The sequence below is a fragment of the Corynebacterium sp. NML120713 genome (assembly GCF_001875735.1).
Lineage (GTDB): Bacteria > Actinomycetota > Actinomycetes > Mycobacteriales > Mycobacteriaceae > Corynebacterium > Corynebacterium pseudogenitalium.
Window position 1 is genome coordinate 145,281 of record NZ_MLCR01000013.1, and the last position, 15,471, is coordinate 160,751.

Here is a 15,471-nt window from a genome sequence, read left to right on the forward strand (position 1 = left end):
TCTGGTCGATGCCCCTCACGGGCGCCCTGCCGCAGCTTCGGTACTGCCACATCGATCGTGCCGACACGGGTGTCGAGCTCGCGGTGGCGGTACCCGTTGCGGTGGTTGACCCGCTGTTCAGAAGCCACGCCGTATTCGGCGCTGCAGACGGTGTCGGCCTGGGCGGAGAGGATCTGGTTGATAAACCCTTGCAGCATCTGCCGCATCAGGTCAGGGGAGGCTTGGGCGAGTAGATCGTCCAAGTAGGTTGCTGGGTCGATAGAATGCGGTGCAGCGGTCATCGTCATGTGCCTTTCGGTGAGATGTGGTAGTTGAGTCGAAAGGTTGACTGACGGTGGCCGCCCCACTATTTCCGAAGCCCACCATCAGCAAGCGTTACACCACACTAAGGGACGCAACCCACGGGGTATCGGGAAGTGATGTCAAAAGGTGCTTTTCATGCGCATCAAAAATGTCTCTGCGGCTTGACTGCTGGTGACGAAACGGCACCGCCTGGTTGATCTGGTCAACCAGCTGTTTAATGCGCGAGTTGAGCTCGTCTAGATCGACGCACTGGTGGCCATCGAGTGCGTGGATGACCTTGTGGGTGACGATCTTGACTGCAGCTTCGACATTGGCTTTGTCTTTCGGCCGTCTCGACCTCGTGGGCAGTGCTGCGGCGTTGTAATGCTCCAAAAACTGCTCGTAGGTGTCGTTGACCTTGCGGTTTCGATCCGCCGCGCTGATCGCGTTCGACGCAGTCGAGGCATTATCCGGCACCACAACCTCAGGCACGCCCCCGAAGTAGGCGAACGCGTGGTGGTGGGCATCAAGCCAGGAATGCTGGCGCTCATCCGGACACGCGAGGGCAAAAATCATCCCGGAATACGGCATTGAGGCGACAAACACGCTGACCTTGATCCCCGGTGTGCCGTCAGGGTCGAACAGGCGCATCTTGGTGCCTGCCCAATCCACCTGCATGGTGTGCCCCGGAGTGTGGGTGATGCGTGCGGTCAAACCGGCCGCGTCGACATGGGACGCCACCAACTGGCGAAACCGGTCGTAGCTGTAATGGAGCTGGCCGGGTAAAGCAGGTGTGGTGGTGTAGCGCGCCCACAGCACTTGCAGTGTCTGCTTGTCACGCCCCGTGCGGGCTTTGACCACCGCATCGAAATCGATGGGGACGAATTCGCCCTGGCCGGTGCTGCGCCCATCGACGAATAACTCGTCGAGCTCATCATCCGTCAGCGCCAAAACCTGGTCGACGGTGCGAATCCCGAGGGATCGAAGCACCTGGTTCGACCGGGAAATCGCGCGGTGCGAGCACCCGAGCTGTTGTTCAATCTGGCGGTACGAACGCTGCTGCACAAGCAGCTTCATCACCGTCCGGTAATCCGTCATCAGCGGACTCCTTCCGGTAACCGGCTACACCCCTGTGGTGCAACCACCCGAAAGCATCACCCGCCACCGCCAACCCCGCTACCGGATACCCACTAAACCGCTACCCGAAAGTCACCACACCGCTACCAAATAGCCGGTCGCAACATTTTGGGCTACTTTTCAAAGAGCGCTGACACTCTGAAGTCGGCCATCTAGCCGTCCTCCTTCAAAACAGGTCAGACACGGCACCACCGAATTGCGATGCCGCCGAAATCCAACCTGCCCCAAAGCAGTACCAACTACACGGAAAACCAGTACCAACTACGCAGACACCCCGTACCAACTACACCAAAACGGCACCGGGAGCGATAGCGCCATGACCGCATCCTGCGGTACTTCTCTGGATTTACTTACTGTCTTTCGCGAAAAGGTTTCTTTGCGCCGACACGCCGTCGAGTTCAAATTTAACGTGTAGCGTTATTGACGCTTCGCGTTATGGGAGATAGGGTGAAGCGTGATCCAGTCGTTCGCTGACAAAGACACTGAGCGTTTGTGGAATCGAGAGCGGGTTCGCTCGATCGATTCCCGCATTCACTCAGTAGCGCTGCGCAAGCTTCGCCAGCTTGGGTACGCGCAGACTGTTGATGAGTTACGGATTCCCCCGGGGAACCGGCTTGAGGCGTTGAAAGGTGATCGGCGGGGTCAGTTCAGCATTCGAATCAACGACCAGTGGCGGATCTGTTTTCGGTGGTCTGCCGCGGGGCCAGAGGAGGTTGAGATCGTTGACTACCACTGACAAGCTCCCTCCGATTCACCCCGGTGAGATCCTCATGGAGGACTTTCTCAAGGAAATGGGGATCACCCAGCACAAGCTCGCAGTCTCCATCGGCGTTCCGCCCCGCCGGATCAACGAAATTGTTCACGGTAAGCGCGCTGTAACCGCGGACACTGCTCTTCGCTTGGCTAAGTTCTTCGGAATGAGCCCCCAGTTCTGGCTCGGGTTACAGACCCAGTACGACCTGGATGTGGCAGAAGACAAAATCCTCGCCGAGATCGAGAGGATTCAGCCGGTTCACGCTGTCTCGGCGTAGCAGTTACCCGAACCAGGTCCGTCAGCGTGAGGATATGCACGCGGATGGTTCGAACTAGGGAATTTGGGGACGCCGTCGCGTGGACTTGAGCTCCGAGCGCCGCTTTTTCGCTTCGAGACGGCGCCGCACCGAGCCGCGCGTCGGCTTCGTTTTCCGCCGCGGGGGAGGCGGTGGGGCGAGCGCCTCGCGCAACAAGATGGCCATGCGTTCCCGCGCCTCGGCACGGTTGCGGACCTGCGACCGCTGCGTCGATGCGCTCACGGTGAGCACCGTGCCGTCCAGGCGGTGTTCGAGGTTGTGGAGAGCGCGGCGGCGTTGGGTGTCGGAAAGCGATGCGCATTCCGCGATGTCGATGGACAGCTGCACCTTACTGTCGGTGGTGTTGACGCCCTGGCCGCCCGGGCCCGATGCCTTCGCGAACCGCTCCGACAGGTCCGCCGCGGCGACGACGAGGCCACCGGGGATCCCCGGTCCGGGCGCGATGGTCAGATCGTTCATACCGCCCAGCGTAGTTAGAGTTGTTTCCGGATCAGACCCGACGTGCGAGATCAGGGTAATGTACGACCACTCAGTCACCGTCGACCTCCAACTCGACGTCGACTCCCCGTGTTCCGCTTTCGTATCGGACATTTTCAGCATCGACGGAGCTGTAGTACTGGTCTGATGCGATCACCTGGAGGGACGGTATATCAATCCAAGCCATGATCAGCTGCGTTTTCGGAACCTGAGTCTCAAGCAGCGTCAAGCGACGAATAGGCATTGTGATGGTGAGAGGACACAGACCGAGATCGCAATCGAGTACGGCTTTCAGGTCGGCGGACTGGACGATACCGGGGAGGGCAGATCTTCAGGCTGGGCGCCCTCTTCATTGGTTTCCGCCGACCACACGCCTTGCTCGGACCTAAACAGCTCGAGGCTTCGCCCCATCCGTCGCCTTCAACGTTCACCGACACACGTTCGGTCACGCAGTTCTCCGCGGCGCGCAGCTCCCACTTATACGTGCGCTCCGTGGTGAGGATTTTACTACGCTTGATGGTGCGAAAAGGCAGGTAGCTTTCGACTGAAACTCGGTCGAGTTCAAGTTCAACGTGTAACGCGGGGCATTAAGGTGGAGATCGTTGATTACCATTGACAAGCTCCCCCGTTGGTGAGCTCGAGGAGACACACCTGGGCGGGCATGTGCCCGATGAGAAACGACACTGAGTGGCGCTTCCGGGAGATTCTGGAGGGATGATCGATTGGCTGAGCATCACACGGCTATCGTCGTCGGTGGTGGCCAGTCCGGCCTAGCCACGTCGTACTACCTGCGACGCTACGAAGTGGACTTCTTGGTCCTAGACAACCAAGAGGAACCCGGTGGAGCGTGGTTGCATACGTGGCCGTCATTGACGCTTTTCTCCGCCGCGGAGTTCTCCAACCTGCCCGGCTGGCCCATGCCGCACTACCCGGGGTACCCGCCTGCAAGTCATGTCATCGACTATCTGGAAAGCTACGAAAAACGGTACGACCTCCCGGTGAGGCGCCCAGTGCACGTTCACAGCGTGTCCCACGAGGGAGGGACGTTCACCCTAGATTCGACCGCCGGTCAATTCACGGCGGAGCACGTTGTCGCTGCCACAGGCACGTGGTCCGCACCCTTCGTGCCCTACTATCCCGGCACTTTTCGCGGACGCCAGTGGCATTCGTCGACCTACCCTGGTCCCGAACCATTCCGCGGTGCGAAGGTCGCTGTGGTCGGTGGGGCGAACTCGGGTGCTCAGATCGCCGCGGACCTCATCGGGACGTCGGAGGTCACATGGTTCACACGTGAGCAGCCGCGCTGGATGCCTGATGATGTCGATGGTCGCGATCTTTTTCTCCGCAGCCGCCGCCGAATTCTCGGTGGCGATGCCGGCCCGAACCTCGGGGACATTGTCGCACTGCCTCATCTACGTGAGCTCCGCAACTCCGGTCAACTCACCGCTACCCCCATCTTCGACAGTTTGAGCGAGCTCGATCACGACCATCTGATCTGGTGCACTGGTTTCCGTCCAGCCCTCGGTCCATTCCGCTACCTCATGCGCGGCAGTGAACCCGCGGTGAAGAATCTGCATCTAGTCGGTTATGGCAACTGGACCGGCGACGGCTCGGCAACGCTGATGGGCGTGGGGCCCTTTGCCAAACACACTGCCCAAGTTGTCGCGGGCCATGTCGATGAAGCTCGGTATCAAAAGTTTTGAGATGACGCTTGGTCCCTGAGCAGAACGATCCTTCTAAGATCCGCGTTGGGGAGCCAGCGCGCTGGACGAAAGTGTGGCTCAGCGCTTCGCTTGTGCAGCCCGCAGGCCGTTCAAGATCACGATGACTTCGGCGACCTCGTGAACCAACACGACGGCGGCCAAGCCCAGCATGCCGCTGATCGCCAGCGGCATCAACACGATGATGATAGCCAGAGACAGCACGATGTTCTGGTTGATGATCCTGCTGCCTCGGCGGGCGTGTTGCAGTGCCTGAGGGATCAGCCGGAGGTCGTGGCCGGTGAAGGCGACGTCAGCGGACTCGATCGCGGCGTCAGAGCCGGTCGCTCCCATCGCTATACCCACCGTTGCGCCCGCCAGTGCCGGAGCATCGTTGATGCCGTCGCCGATCATGGCCGTCGGCGTCTTGGAGGAGAGTTCGGCGACGATGCTTGCCTTGTCCTCTGGGCGTAGCTCGGCGCGCACATCGTCGACCCCGGCGATCTCAGCCAGCGCCCGGGCGGTGCGAGTGTTGTCGCCGGTGAGCATGCTCACCTTCACGTCGTTAGCGTGCAGGGTCTGCACAGCTTCGGGAACCTCGGGACGCAGCTCGTCGCGGACCCCGATCGCCCCGGCGAGGGCGTCATCGACGGTGACCAGTACGCAGGTTTGGCCCTCGGACTCCATGCGCTCAACGTCTGCCTTCAGTGGCCCGGCGTCGATCCACCGGGGGCTGCCCACCAGCACCCGTCGACCTTCGACGGTGCCGCCGATGCCATGACCGGCTTCCTCGCTGATGTCCGAGGCGGCGGGTGCTTCGGGCGCCGCTGCCGCGATCGCCGCGGCGAGGGGGTGCGTCGATTGCTGCTCAACTGCCGCTGCGAAGGAAAGCACCTGGGCCCGATCGAATCCGTCTGCCGGGACCACCCCGGTAACCTCAGGCTGGTTGCGGGTGAGGGTTCCGGTCTTGTCCACCGCCAGGTGACGGATGCCGCCGAGCCGCTCGAACGCCGCGCCGGACTTGATGACCACGCCGAACTGGCTGGCCGCGCCGATCGCGGCCACGACCGTCAGCGGCACGGAGATTGCCAACGCGCACGGCGACGCTGCGACCAGAACCACCAACGCACGGGTGATCCACGTCTCGGGGTCGCCCAGCAGCGAGCCAATCACGCCGACCAGCACCGCCAGGATCATCACCCCGGGCACTAGGGGTCGGGCAATCCGGTCGGCGATCCGGGCGCGGTCGCCCTTTTCCGCCTGTGCCTGCTCGACCAGGTCCACGAGTGTGGTCAGCGAGTTGTCAGTTCCAGCTGCGGTCGTCTCGACCTCCAGCACACCGGCGGAGTTGATCGCTCCTGCGGGCACCTCGTCGCCCGGTGCGACCTCCTCCGGAATGGATTCTCCGGTGATCGCTGAGGTGTCAAGGCTGGAGCGTCCGGAACGAATGATGCCGTCCGTGGCGATCCGCTCCCCGGGGCGAACGAGCATCAGCTCGCCAACCACGAGGTCCTTCGCTGCGACTTCGACCGCCGTGCCGTCGCGCAGCACCGTCGCGGTCTGTGGTACCAATTTCAACAGTGCTCGCAGTCCACTCTGGGCCCGGTCCATCGCCTTGTCCTCCAGCGCCTCGGCGATCGAGTACAGGAACGCTAGCGCCGCGGCCTCTCCGACGTAACCGAGGATTACCGCGCCGACCGCGCTGATTGTCATCAGCAAGCCAATGCCGAGCTTGCGCTTCGTGACAAGGTTCCGGGTAGCGCCGGGCGCGAACGTATACGCCCCCAACAGTAGGCCGACCCAGAACAGTACTGTCGCGGGTGCCTCTAGCCCGGACCAGCCCAGCGCCAGACCTATGCAGAGGGCTACGCCGGAGAAGATCGGCAGTAGCAACTCGGGGTCCTTCCACCATGGCCGATCAAGATCTTCGATTTCCGTGGTTGGTTCGTGTTCGCATCCACACGCTGAACTCATGCGTCCGTTCCTTTCTCGTCGCAGCCGGGCACCGAGCACTCAGGGTCGATGCACGGGGCATTCTCGTCGACAGCCAACGTCGCGTTCACTAGCGCGTTGAGCGCTGTCGCGAGGTGCGGATCGGCGATTTCGTAGCGTGTCTTGCGGCCCTCCGGCTCGGCGACGACGATGCCGCAGTCACGCAAGCAGGTCAGGTGGTTCGAGACGTTCGAGCGGGTCAAGTCCAGGTCGCGCGAAAGCACAGCCGGGTAGCTCGGGCCGTCGAGTAGGGTCATCAGGATTCTGGAGCGCGTCGGATCCGCCATGGCCCGGCCGAGCCGGTTCATGACATCGAGGCGCGAAGCAATAGTCAGCATGTGCTGAACTATACAGTCAATACTGAACTATTTCAAACGCGCTGAACTGACATTGAAGCGAAGAGTTTGCCACCTGTTCAATCAATGCATTTTGGGAGGCTTTTGAGAGGTTAGCGCCCCTCTAGCTAAAAATGGGCGCGTACTGCGGAAATGGGAACAGGGGCAGCGGTGGGTAGTTGAAACGTGCTACTTGGTCTCTTGCTCCGGGTAGCGTACTTTCTTATCCTCGCCGACGACAGCTCCGTCGTTAAGCTTCGCTGCACTTAGGGTGGGGCCATGCTGCGTCATTCTCATGATGTGCTGCACGTTGTCGCCGTGGGCCAGGAGGTGGTCGGCGATGATGCGTCGGTGGCAACGCCACCAGACTGCCTCTGAGCACATGATTACTGTTGGGCATGTCCTGGCTTGTTCCCTGAGCGCTTGGAGTGACTGTGCGAATTCGTCGCCAAGGGCGTGGTCCGCGTAGTTGTGAAAGCTTCGGTTGCGCCAGTTGCCGTTCACCTCGAAGGGGACTGTTTTGGACACGTTGCGCCGCCCGGTGAGCCCTTCGTTTCGGGAGTATTCGATGCCGTGCCCAGGTAAGTGTTGGGCAAGTTGATCGTCGTTGAACCAGGGGTACTTCCTGGAGCCGGGAAGCTTGCGCACGTCCACGACTGCACGCACGCCGGAAGCCTCGAGCATGCCCACGAATTGGTCAAACTCGACGTTTGAATGGCCGACGGTAAAGATCTTCATGCCTCCGACCCTAGGCGCTTTGAGATAGTGGAGCCGTAACGGGAGGTGAGAGGCCTGGCGGATACAAGGCGGGGTCACGCTCTCCGGTCCGTACGCAGTTGCACCTGCCTTTTGCGGCGTAGATTCTGCTGACTGCCGAGTGTTTCGCAGGCACCGATTGGTTGAATTTCATTGGATCGGACGGGTGCTTTCGGTATCCCGCTTTGCCTGTTTGCGGGTCGAAATCCATGTAGCCCTTGTTGAAGGAGCCGTCTCTGTTGTCGTTGTTGCATCTGTGGTGCTCGCGGCAAAGACCAGTGAGGTTTTCGATATCGGTGTGTCCGCCCTTTATCCAGGCGAGGATATGATGTGCCTCACATTCTGACATAGGGGTGGTGCAGCCGAGCCAGGAGCATACTCCTTGGATGGCGAACATTGCGATTCGCTGTTCGACCGATGCGAGCCGGGTGGTTCTCCCCATCCACAGTGGTACTGAGGTGACGCCGTCCACTTGGAGGAGGAAGTCTGTAGTTCCGTCCATGCCGAGGCGTACAAGATCGAAACAGTCGACTTCGATGCCGGTGTTGGTGCCGTAAAGCATGGAAGCATCGCCGTCGGCGAGGTCGTCGAGAGTAAGTGCAATGACCACCGAGGCAGCGCCGCCGTTCGCCTTCTGATGCGATTGCTCGTGTTGTTTGAAAATGGCGAAGAACTTGTCGAACCGACGTTGCTGCCGGGTGCGGGAGTCCACTTCGTCGTGCATCGCTGCTGGAAGGTTGGAGTTTGGCGCGAGGCCCTTGTCTGTGTGCGCTTTGATCAGGGCGGCATCTCCAGCCGTAGCGTTGATGTAGATGTCTACAGTGCCATCCGATTTGCGACGACCAATGGACATGCCACGATTTTCATACCCGGCATTAGGGTTGGTATGTGGGGCGTGTTTCCGGTTGACGTCGCTGACTGCGCGGCGAACGAACTGCCGGAGGTCTTCGGGGTTGCGACGTAAGCCCTCGGTCATGGCTGCGGAGTAGATGCGGGTGCGTTCGTCCACGCCAGCTTTGAGCAACTTGTCGAGTTCGCGCCGGATGATGTTTTGCTTCTCTGCACTAACCTGGGAAGACGTTCTTCTGACAGTTGCCTGCTGCTGCTCCACTTCATGGGTGCGAGCGAAAAGCTCCTCGGTGCTTTCCTTGCTGGCCGGGGGAGTGCTAGGTGCTGGCGGCTGGCCGAAGAGGAGTCGGCCGCGTTCAAGGCGGTTGTAGGCTTCGCCCTTTGACAGGTCGAGGCACTGCTGGAGGTACGCGTTGGGGTAGTTAGCGCCGACAATTCGGCCAGCTTCTTCGCGCTCGGCGATGAAGGCGAACGCGGCGTCGATAGTTGCCTTCTTTTTGAATTGCTCCTCGAGGCGTTCCATTTCGTGCCGGATATCACTGAATGTGAGGGCGGAGGGGTCGGCGAAAAGCTCACTTAACGTGCGCAGCGCTGCCGAAATATCGTTGACGCATCGGGTGATTGTGCTGGTCATGACCCCTCCTTTCGTGAGTTGCTCTCACCCTATCAACCCCCGCCGACACAGATCGGCACGATTCGAACAAATGAACGAACTTTCTGGCGGTTTGGTACGTTGAGACGTGGCAGACAATCACTTGAGGGTGGAGGCGCTCGACGAACATGGCAAGCAATGACAGTGATGATCGCTACCGGTACATGGGTCTCGAGATGATTCCGACGCCATGTTGCAAAGCGAAAACCAGTGAGCCTTGCCCAGGGACGGGGTGGATGTGGCGGGTTGGAAACGGTGTCATGGCGCTGAAGTTCAACGATGACAAAGTGCTCACCGGCACTGGATATGGGTTTGATGACTACAAAGATTGGGGCCGAGGAGGCGACCTACAAGACGTGATCTTAAGCGCTGCCGCCGACGGGCTGAGCCTTCCCGATGCCCTCGAGCGTGTCCGCAAGGCGTTCGGCAACCCCGACGTTATCGTGGACCTGAAAGACATCAACGAGTGAGGTCGTATGTCCCCGGAGAACATTTTGCTGCGCTTGCCGAAGACGCAGGAGCAGGAGATTCGCAAGATTTATGAGGAGCTGGCGCAGCGCGGATTTCCCGTTCAGCAGCAGCGCCCGCACGTGTCAGTGACGTTCGCTCCTCAGATGGCTCGAAAGGTGATCGCCCGAGCAGGGGAACTCCTGCCCCAGTTATTGCCTGCGCGTCTGGACAGGGTAGGCACGGTGGTGTTCGGGACGAAGTCGAAGCAGACGGTGGCGTGGCTGCTGCAGGGCCCGGACGAGCTTGAGCGAGCAGCGCGGGAGCTCAACGAGCTCAATCCCGATGGCCGTGGTGCTCGGTGGATTCCGCACCTAACGATGGGGCTGCGCCTGCCGAAGGCGATCGTAGGGGACTATATCCAGGCACTTGCTGAAGTGACATCGCCACACTTCAGGGCTGTGGATGTGGAGTATGCGGCGCTGTACCAGCCGCGGTATGGCTCCGAGTATCGGTTTGAGGTTTAGGCCTTAGGCTTTAGGGGTGGCAGCCTTGAGGCGTTGGCGTACCAAGTGCGGGTTGGTTCTGGTATATCCGATGGCGATAATTACGAGCGCTGAGGCAGCACCGAGGATGGTTTCCGCACTGCGCGCAAGGAGCATTGGCGCGACGGGGGCAGGTTCGACGGCTTGGATCATCAGCAGGGCGGTCGGGGTGATGAAGCTCGCTGCCAGCGTGTAGTTGCGGGTGACATAGGTTTCGGTCAAGAACTGCAGGATGATGATCCATATCACGAACTGCCATTCCTGCATGTGGTGCGAGAGGAGGAACCCGGCGACGAGAATGCCGGAAAGGGTGCCGAGCATACGTTGCAAGGCACGAAAGTACTGCACGCGGTAGCGGTTGTTGACCAGCGGCACTACCGCAGCGACCATCGCCCAGTAGAAGTGCGACAGCGGGTCAATGAGAGCGACGGAGATGATGCCGATCGTTCCAGCGAGCAGGGGAGCGAGGAAGAATCGCGCTGCCTCTCGCTTCAGCGCCTGCTTATCGACGCCCACTTCCTCCCCTCGCGGTTCACGCACATTGGGACCTTCCCCTATGAGGTGCGATATTCTCCCGAGCCCAAAGCAAAGACCGGCCGTCGCAGCAGCGACTGCTGTAGCGATCAGTGGGTGTGCCGGGTGGGCAAGGGACCCCACCGCGGCGATTGCGAAGAGTACGAAGACGGACCCGGTTGGGCGTGTACCTGACCACAGCGCGATGGTCGCCCACACCGAGGACGCGACGGCAGAGATGAGCATAATGAGCCATTGGTTGGTGTGGGTCCAGGACATCGTCGCGCCAATTGCGATCGCGACCACGATGGCGGTACCAGCAAGGAGCTGGTGCCGTGCCCTATCCTGTCGGGTTTCGTGGCGTCCATAAACACCCGTAAACGCGCCAAAGTTGGCGTAGATTGCAAGGTCGAAGCGGCCGATCCAGAGCAGGAGTAGGAGTGGGATGGCTACTCCGGCGGCTGTGCGGAAGGCAGGGATATGGTCCCGGCGTGCGGGTGCCATCGTGAACATGGCGCGAAAATGGTTCAAAGATCAGCCCTTTCTCCCGGAAGTAACAGAGTTGTTACCTTAGCCCTCTGCCAGCCCTCTGTCACAGAACCCAAAAACGCCAATTGTGTCGGAGGCGGACGTACACTAAGTCCATTCAAATTCTCTTTTGACTGCGAGGGAGTAGCGGACATGGCTGCGACTGAAGGGCATATTCAATCCGCTGGGAAAATCCCGGCACGTCACCTGATGGTCATTATCGGTGCCTTGCTGGTAGAGGTGGCGTTTTCAATAACGCTGACTGGTCTGAGTTTCTTTACACCGGCGGTGCTCGGGGACTTTCCTGGGACCCGTGCAGGTGCGTTTATGATTTATTTCACTTTGTATGGCTTCGCTTCCGCGGCGTCAATGCCGGTGGCTGGCATGCTCATTGACCGAATCAAGGCGCCTGGCTTGTTGGTCCTTGGTGGTCTCATTGCTGCGGGTGGCTTGGTTGTCTTTTCCGCCGCACAATCTCTGTGGTGGTTTTATGCAGCCGGAATCGTCATTGGTATCGGCGTGGGGCTTTCGCTGCAGTACGTCCCGATCGTCGTTATCAATCGCTGGTTTGTGGCTAAACGAGGAACCGTGTTGGGCATCGTCCTGGCGGGAACAGGAGTGGGCGGTGTGATCCTCGGCGTAGTAGTGCCGATCCTGCTGAGGACCGTTGGATGGCGGACCTCGATGGTGATTATGGCCGTCGCAATGGTTGTGCTGACAACGGGACCGGCGTTGTTCTTGATCCGCAGCAACCCTGAGGATCTCGGCCTACGCCCGTACGGTGCGGAGGTGGCACCGGCAGATGAAGTGACCACGAAAACTGGTTACGAGCCGGGAATGACGCAGCGGGAGGCTTTTGGCAGCATCTGGTTCTACGTATTGGCGGCCTCATTGCTGTTGTTGGGCGCGATCTACGGGATGACGCAACACTTCGTGAACTACCTTTCTGACAAGCCGTGGGGTGTGGAGCTTCGCCCAGAGGAGATTTCAACAATCATTATCACGGCAACGATTTGTCTGATCGTGTTCAAACCGTTTCTTGGCTGGTTCATCGACAAAGTCGGCCTGGAGCGGGCCCTGTGGATCGTGCTGCTGATTGCGGCCGGCGCGACCGCGGCGTGGGCATACATGACCACGCTCCTGCCTTACGTGTTCTTCGTGATCTTCATCTTCCTCGGTACTGCAAGCGGCACCGTCGCCCCACCACTGATCGCAGAGCATTCGTTTGGCCAGAAAGAGTTCTCGAAGATTTGGGGCACGCTGGGGATGGCCTACCCAATTGGGCTTTCAATTGGTGCGGCTGTCTGGGGGTGGGTGAAAGACTACTTCGGCTCCTACGGCTACGGCTTTGTCTCTGTGCCGGTGTTCACATTGTTGGTGCTGCTCGGAGTGAGCGCAACGTTCCGCGGTGCCCGCAAGCTTTGGGTGCCGGAAGCGCAGCAGTTGGCCTAGTCGCGCCGGGCAAGGCGGCGAGTGGAAGCGCCGTCGAGCAGCGTCGTGCCATCCTTGACGGCAAGGGAAGGGGCGGTGGTGGCGTCGAAAACTAAGGGGGTGTTGCTCGCTGCGACGATGACATTGCCGTACTCGTGGCCGTCGAGCATCGCTGGTGGTGCGACGGCCACTGCGTAAGAGAACACCTCGAGGAGCCCGGCAACCTCTGCGCGGGTGTTTGGAAGCTGCTGCCTGTCGCCGATGTTTGCGATGTACATGCCACCCGGGCGAAGAGCGGCAGCGCAGGCACGGAAGAACTCGACGGTGGTCAACGGGCGAGGGGTGGAGGGGCCGCTGAAAACGTCGCGAACGATGAGGTCAAGGCTGCGTGGTTGGCAGGCATGAGTGAAAGCACGTGCTTCGGCGCAGCGGATTGTGACCGGCTCGAGGTTCTCCTGAAATGCCCAGCGTACGAGTTGTGCGAGTTCCCGGTCGATCTCCACTGCCGTCTGGTGGCTTTGGGGGTAACGGTGTGCGAAGTATGCAGGCAGCGTGCACGCGGCCCCGCCGAGGTGGACTGCGCGGAAATCCGAGGGCACGGTGTCGCCGGGGCGGATGAATCCCGTGATCCACTGCATGTAGTCGAACGTCAGCACCTCCGGCGCGCCGAGTACAACGTAGGAGCTTGGCACGCGGTTGAGTTCGAGGGTGTAGCCGCCGTCGCGAAGTTCGTCGGCGATGATGGCTGCCATGCCGGTGTCTACGGGGAATGTTCCCGTGATGTTTTTCTTTGGAGTGCGGGGTTTGCGTCGCATTTCATGCTCTACCTTTCAGCGTTTATTCTTACCTGTTATGTACACATTGCGTGAAGCTCGCCCCGAGGACCGCCAGGCGGTCGTCGATGTTTGGGATGAATCTGGCATTACCCAAGAATGGAATGACCCGCCGACCGATTTCGATCTTGCGATGGAAAGTCCTGGTAGTACGGTGCTCGTTGCTGAGTCTGCAGAAGGTGTCGTTGACGGTGCGACTATCGTAGGTTTCGACGGCCACCGCGGGTGGATTCACATGACAGGAGTGCGCCCTAGCGCTCGGGGAGGCGGCGTGGGGCGCTTGCTTTCCGACGGTTGCGTGCAATGGCTGCGCGAACGTAAAGCCCCAGCAGTGCACCTGATGGTGGCAGAAGGCAACGACGCAGGGCGTGCTTTCTGGGAGCACCTCGGCTACTTCAAGATTGAGCCACCTGTGTACATGATTTCCCTGGAAGATTAATCGTTCCAAGACTGGGTGCGCACAAATCTGGTGGAAACCAGTACACCAACGATGACGAGGCTCAACGGCAGAAGCATAGACGTGGACATCGCCTGCGCGAATGGTTGGTGAAGCACGTCGGGGAGCGCTTGGGTGCTCCCGCCGCCGGAAAAGTCGGCAGCCGCCGGCCCGAGCTGGCGCGTGAGCTGCTGCGACATCATTGCCGCGATACCTGCAGAGCCAATGACCGCGCCAAGTTGGCGCACGGTGTTATATACGCTGGAGCCCGCCCCTGCCAGGCGCGGATCGAGGTTTCGCGTCGCGATCATGGACAATGGCCCCCACACCATGGAGTTGCCAAACCCGTTGATCACGGAGACCGCGAGTAACCACATTGGGGAGACACTCGGGTCGGTAATGAAGGCCGCGGCACCAATCGCGACCGCGACGAGCGAGAGCCCTGCGATCGCGAACGGCTTGGGCTGATGCGTGTTGGTGAGCTTGCCGACCCAAGGCGAGAAGCATCCAGAAATCAATCCCGCGGGAAGCAGGAGCAACGCTGCTTGGGTTGGCGAGTAGTGTTGCACGTTTTGCACGTAGATCATCCACGGAATGACGTAGGTGGAGATTGCAAACCCAACCGTAGAAATTGCTACGCAGGCGAGGGAAAAGTTTCGGTCGGAAAACAGCTCCAACGGCACCAACGGATCCCGGGTGGTTTTTGTTTGCCACCATACGAAGAGCGACAGCAACACGGCGCCGGCGCAAATGAGCGCAACGATGGGGAAGCTCCAGGAAAATTTCTGTCCTTCCTGGATGCCGAACACCAGGCAGAACATGCCCGAAGCCGACAGAGCGACGCCAACCCAGTCAAACGTCCGTGCATTCTGCTCGAGCCTCGGCACGAAGACCCACGCCAATGCGATGCCAACAATGCCCACCGGGACGTTGATGATGAAGATCCACGCCCAGCCCCAGGCGTCCACGAGGAGACCGCCGAGCAGCGGCCCAACGATTGTCGCTACCCCTGCCGTTGCGCCCCAGACGCCCATGGCGCCACCCCGCTGCTGCGGTGCGAACGTGCGCAGCATCACCGACATCGTCTGCGGTGTCACTAGGGCACCGCCAAAGCCCTGCACAGCCCGGGCAAGAATCAGAGCCTCGATCGAGGTCGCCAAACCGCACGCTAGCGAGGCGACCGTGAACAGGCTCAAGCCACACAGGTACACGGTCCGCGGTCCGATCCTGTCTCCGAGCCGCCCCGTAATCAGCAGCGGCACCGCGTACGCCAGCAAGTACGAACTGTTCACCCAGATAATCTGGCTGTAGGTGGCGTTAAACGCGGTGGAAATCGCAGGAATAGCGACGGCAACGATCGTCGAGTCCACCAGAATCACGAAAAACCCGACCATCATCGACCACAACGCCGCCCAGGGCCCTGTGCTGCGGGAAGTCTCCATCGCACTGACTCTACCGGGTGGTCGCCAGTGGCGAAAGAGCATAGGG

General features: G+C 60.3%; 17 protein-coding genes and 1 pseudogene. 7 read left to right on the forward strand and 11 right to left on the reverse strand.

From position 1 onward, the window contains the following. Window positions 1–23: 23 nt before the first annotated feature. Both BJP06_RS07025 and istA read right to left on the reverse strand, forming a co-directional pair. A pseudogene (locus BJP06_RS07025) lies at window positions 24–281 on the reverse strand (transposase); the annotation flags it as partial. 94 nt (window positions 282–375) lie between these two features. Then, a complete protein-coding gene (istA, locus tag BJP06_RS07030) occupies window positions 376–1,380 on the reverse strand; it encodes an IS21 family transposase (protein WP_070362733.1) in 1,005 nt (334 codons plus the stop codon). 493 nt (window positions 1,381–1,873) lie between these two features. Here istA and BJP06_RS07035 point away from each other — a divergent pair, with 493 nt between their 5' ends. Together BJP06_RS07035 and BJP06_RS07040 are read left to right on the forward strand one after the other, a co-directional pair. Further along, the gene (locus tag BJP06_RS07035; RefSeq protein ID WP_070362732.1) at window positions 1,874–2,155 is read left to right on the forward strand and encodes a type II toxin-antitoxin system RelE/ParE family toxin; all 282 of its coding nucleotides are present in this window, start codon (window positions 1,874–1,876) and stop codon (window positions 2,153–2,155) included. Between the two features lie 34 nt (window positions 2,156–2,189). Then, entirely contained in the window at window positions 2,190–2,450 is a 261-nt protein-coding gene (locus BJP06_RS07040) for a HigA family addiction module antitoxin (RefSeq protein ID WP_070363545.1), read from the forward strand. 54 nt (window positions 2,451–2,504) lie between these two features. Here the strand turns inward: BJP06_RS07040 and arfB are convergent, their stop codons facing one another. Together arfB and BJP06_RS12305 are read right to left on the reverse strand one after the other, a co-directional pair. Further along, entirely contained in the window at window positions 2,505–2,948 is a 444-nt protein-coding gene (arfB, locus tag BJP06_RS07045; protein ID WP_070362731.1) for an alternative ribosome rescue aminoacyl-tRNA hydrolase ArfB, read from the reverse strand. 70 nt (window positions 2,949–3,018) lie between these two features. Continuing rightward, on the reverse strand, window positions 3,019–3,279 hold the full coding sequence (locus tag BJP06_RS12305) for a putative glycolipid-binding domain-containing protein (protein WP_369822252.1): 261 nt from the start codon (window positions 3,277–3,279) through the stop codon (window positions 3,019–3,021). A 409-nt stretch (window positions 3,280–3,688) separates the two neighbouring features. On the opposite strand from BJP06_RS12305, the gene BJP06_RS07055 reads away from it, so the two are divergent. Then, entirely contained in the window at window positions 3,689–4,669 is a 981-nt protein-coding gene (locus tag BJP06_RS07055) for an NAD(P)-binding domain-containing protein (RefSeq protein ID WP_071573318.1), read from the forward strand. A gap of 78 nt (window positions 4,670–4,747) precedes the next feature. Here BJP06_RS07055 and BJP06_RS07060 read toward each other — a convergent pair whose 3' ends face one another. The 4 genes from BJP06_RS07060 to BJP06_RS07075 all read right to left on the reverse strand — a co-directional run bounded on the left by BJP06_RS07060 (window position 4,748) and on the right by BJP06_RS07075 (window position 9,232). Beyond that, the gene (locus BJP06_RS07060; RefSeq protein ID WP_070362729.1) at window positions 4,748–6,640 is read right to left on the reverse strand and encodes a cation-translocating P-type ATPase; all 1,893 of its coding nucleotides are present in this window, start codon (window positions 6,638–6,640) and stop codon (window positions 4,748–4,750) included. Beyond that, a complete protein-coding gene (locus tag BJP06_RS07065; RefSeq protein WP_070362728.1) occupies window positions 6,637–6,996 on the reverse strand; it encodes a helix-turn-helix transcriptional regulator in 360 nt (119 codons plus the stop codon). Before BJP06_RS07065 ends, BJP06_RS07060 begins: the two co-directional genes overlap by 4 nt. A 186-nt stretch (window positions 6,997–7,182) precedes the next feature. Further along, window positions 7,183–7,731: a DUF488 family protein gene (locus tag BJP06_RS07070; RefSeq protein ID WP_070362727.1), complete on the reverse strand. Its 549-nt coding sequence runs from the start codon at window positions 7,729–7,731 to the stop codon at window positions 7,183–7,185. 10 nt (window positions 7,732–7,741) lie between these two features. Next, complete coding sequence (locus tag BJP06_RS07075; RefSeq protein WP_083433227.1) at window positions 7,742–9,232, reverse strand: HNH endonuclease signature motif containing protein; 1,491 nt, start codon at window positions 9,230–9,232, stop codon at window positions 7,742–7,744. A 146-nt stretch (window positions 9,233–9,378) separates the two neighbouring features. Between BJP06_RS07075 and BJP06_RS07080 the strand changes: the two genes are divergently transcribed. Together BJP06_RS07080 and BJP06_RS07085 are read left to right on the forward strand one after the other, a co-directional pair. After that, on the forward strand, window positions 9,379–9,720 hold the full coding sequence (locus BJP06_RS07080; protein WP_143110584.1) for a hypothetical protein: 342 nt from the start codon (window positions 9,379–9,381) through the stop codon (window positions 9,718–9,720). Between the two features lie 6 nt (window positions 9,721–9,726). Next, window positions 9,727–10,224 carry a 2'-5' RNA ligase family protein gene (locus BJP06_RS07085; protein WP_070362725.1) on the forward strand — a complete coding sequence of 166 codons (498 nt, stop codon included), beginning with the start codon at window positions 9,727–9,729 and terminating at the stop codon, window positions 10,222–10,224. A gap of 3 nt (window positions 10,225–10,227) precedes the next feature. On the opposite strand, the gene BJP06_RS07090 is transcribed toward BJP06_RS07085, so the two are convergent. Beyond that, window positions 10,228–11,286 carry an FUSC family protein gene (locus BJP06_RS07090; RefSeq protein ID WP_177224282.1) on the reverse strand — a complete coding sequence of 353 codons (1,059 nt, stop codon included), beginning with the start codon at window positions 11,284–11,286 and terminating at the stop codon, window positions 10,228–10,230. Window positions 11,287–11,436: 150 nt separating this feature from the next. On the opposite strand from BJP06_RS07090, the gene BJP06_RS07095 reads away from it, so the two are divergent. Continuing rightward, window positions 11,437–12,735, forward strand: a complete 1,299-nt coding sequence (locus BJP06_RS07095) for an MFS transporter (RefSeq protein ID WP_071573321.1) — start codon at window positions 11,437–11,439, stop codon at window positions 12,733–12,735. On the opposite strand, the gene BJP06_RS07100 is transcribed toward BJP06_RS07095, so the two are convergent. Further along, window positions 12,732–13,529: a spermidine synthase gene (locus BJP06_RS07100; protein ID WP_071573322.1), complete on the reverse strand. Its 798-nt coding sequence runs from the start codon at window positions 13,527–13,529 to the stop codon at window positions 12,732–12,734. The genes BJP06_RS07095 and BJP06_RS07100 overlap by 4 nt on opposite strands. Before the next feature lie 37 nt (window positions 13,530–13,566). Between BJP06_RS07100 and BJP06_RS07105 the strand changes: the two genes are divergently transcribed. Beyond that, the gene (locus tag BJP06_RS07105; protein WP_071573323.1) at window positions 13,567–13,986 is read left to right on the forward strand and encodes a GNAT family N-acetyltransferase; all 420 of its coding nucleotides are present in this window, start codon (window positions 13,567–13,569) and stop codon (window positions 13,984–13,986) included. Here BJP06_RS07105 and BJP06_RS07110 read toward each other — a convergent pair. Beyond that, on the reverse strand, window positions 13,983–15,425 hold the full coding sequence (locus BJP06_RS07110; protein WP_255365809.1) for a DHA2 family efflux MFS transporter permease subunit: 1,443 nt from the start codon (window positions 15,423–15,425) through the stop codon (window positions 13,983–13,985). The two genes, BJP06_RS07105 and BJP06_RS07110, sit on opposite strands and share 4 nt — an antisense overlap. Window positions 15,426–15,471: the final 46 nt, after the last annotated feature.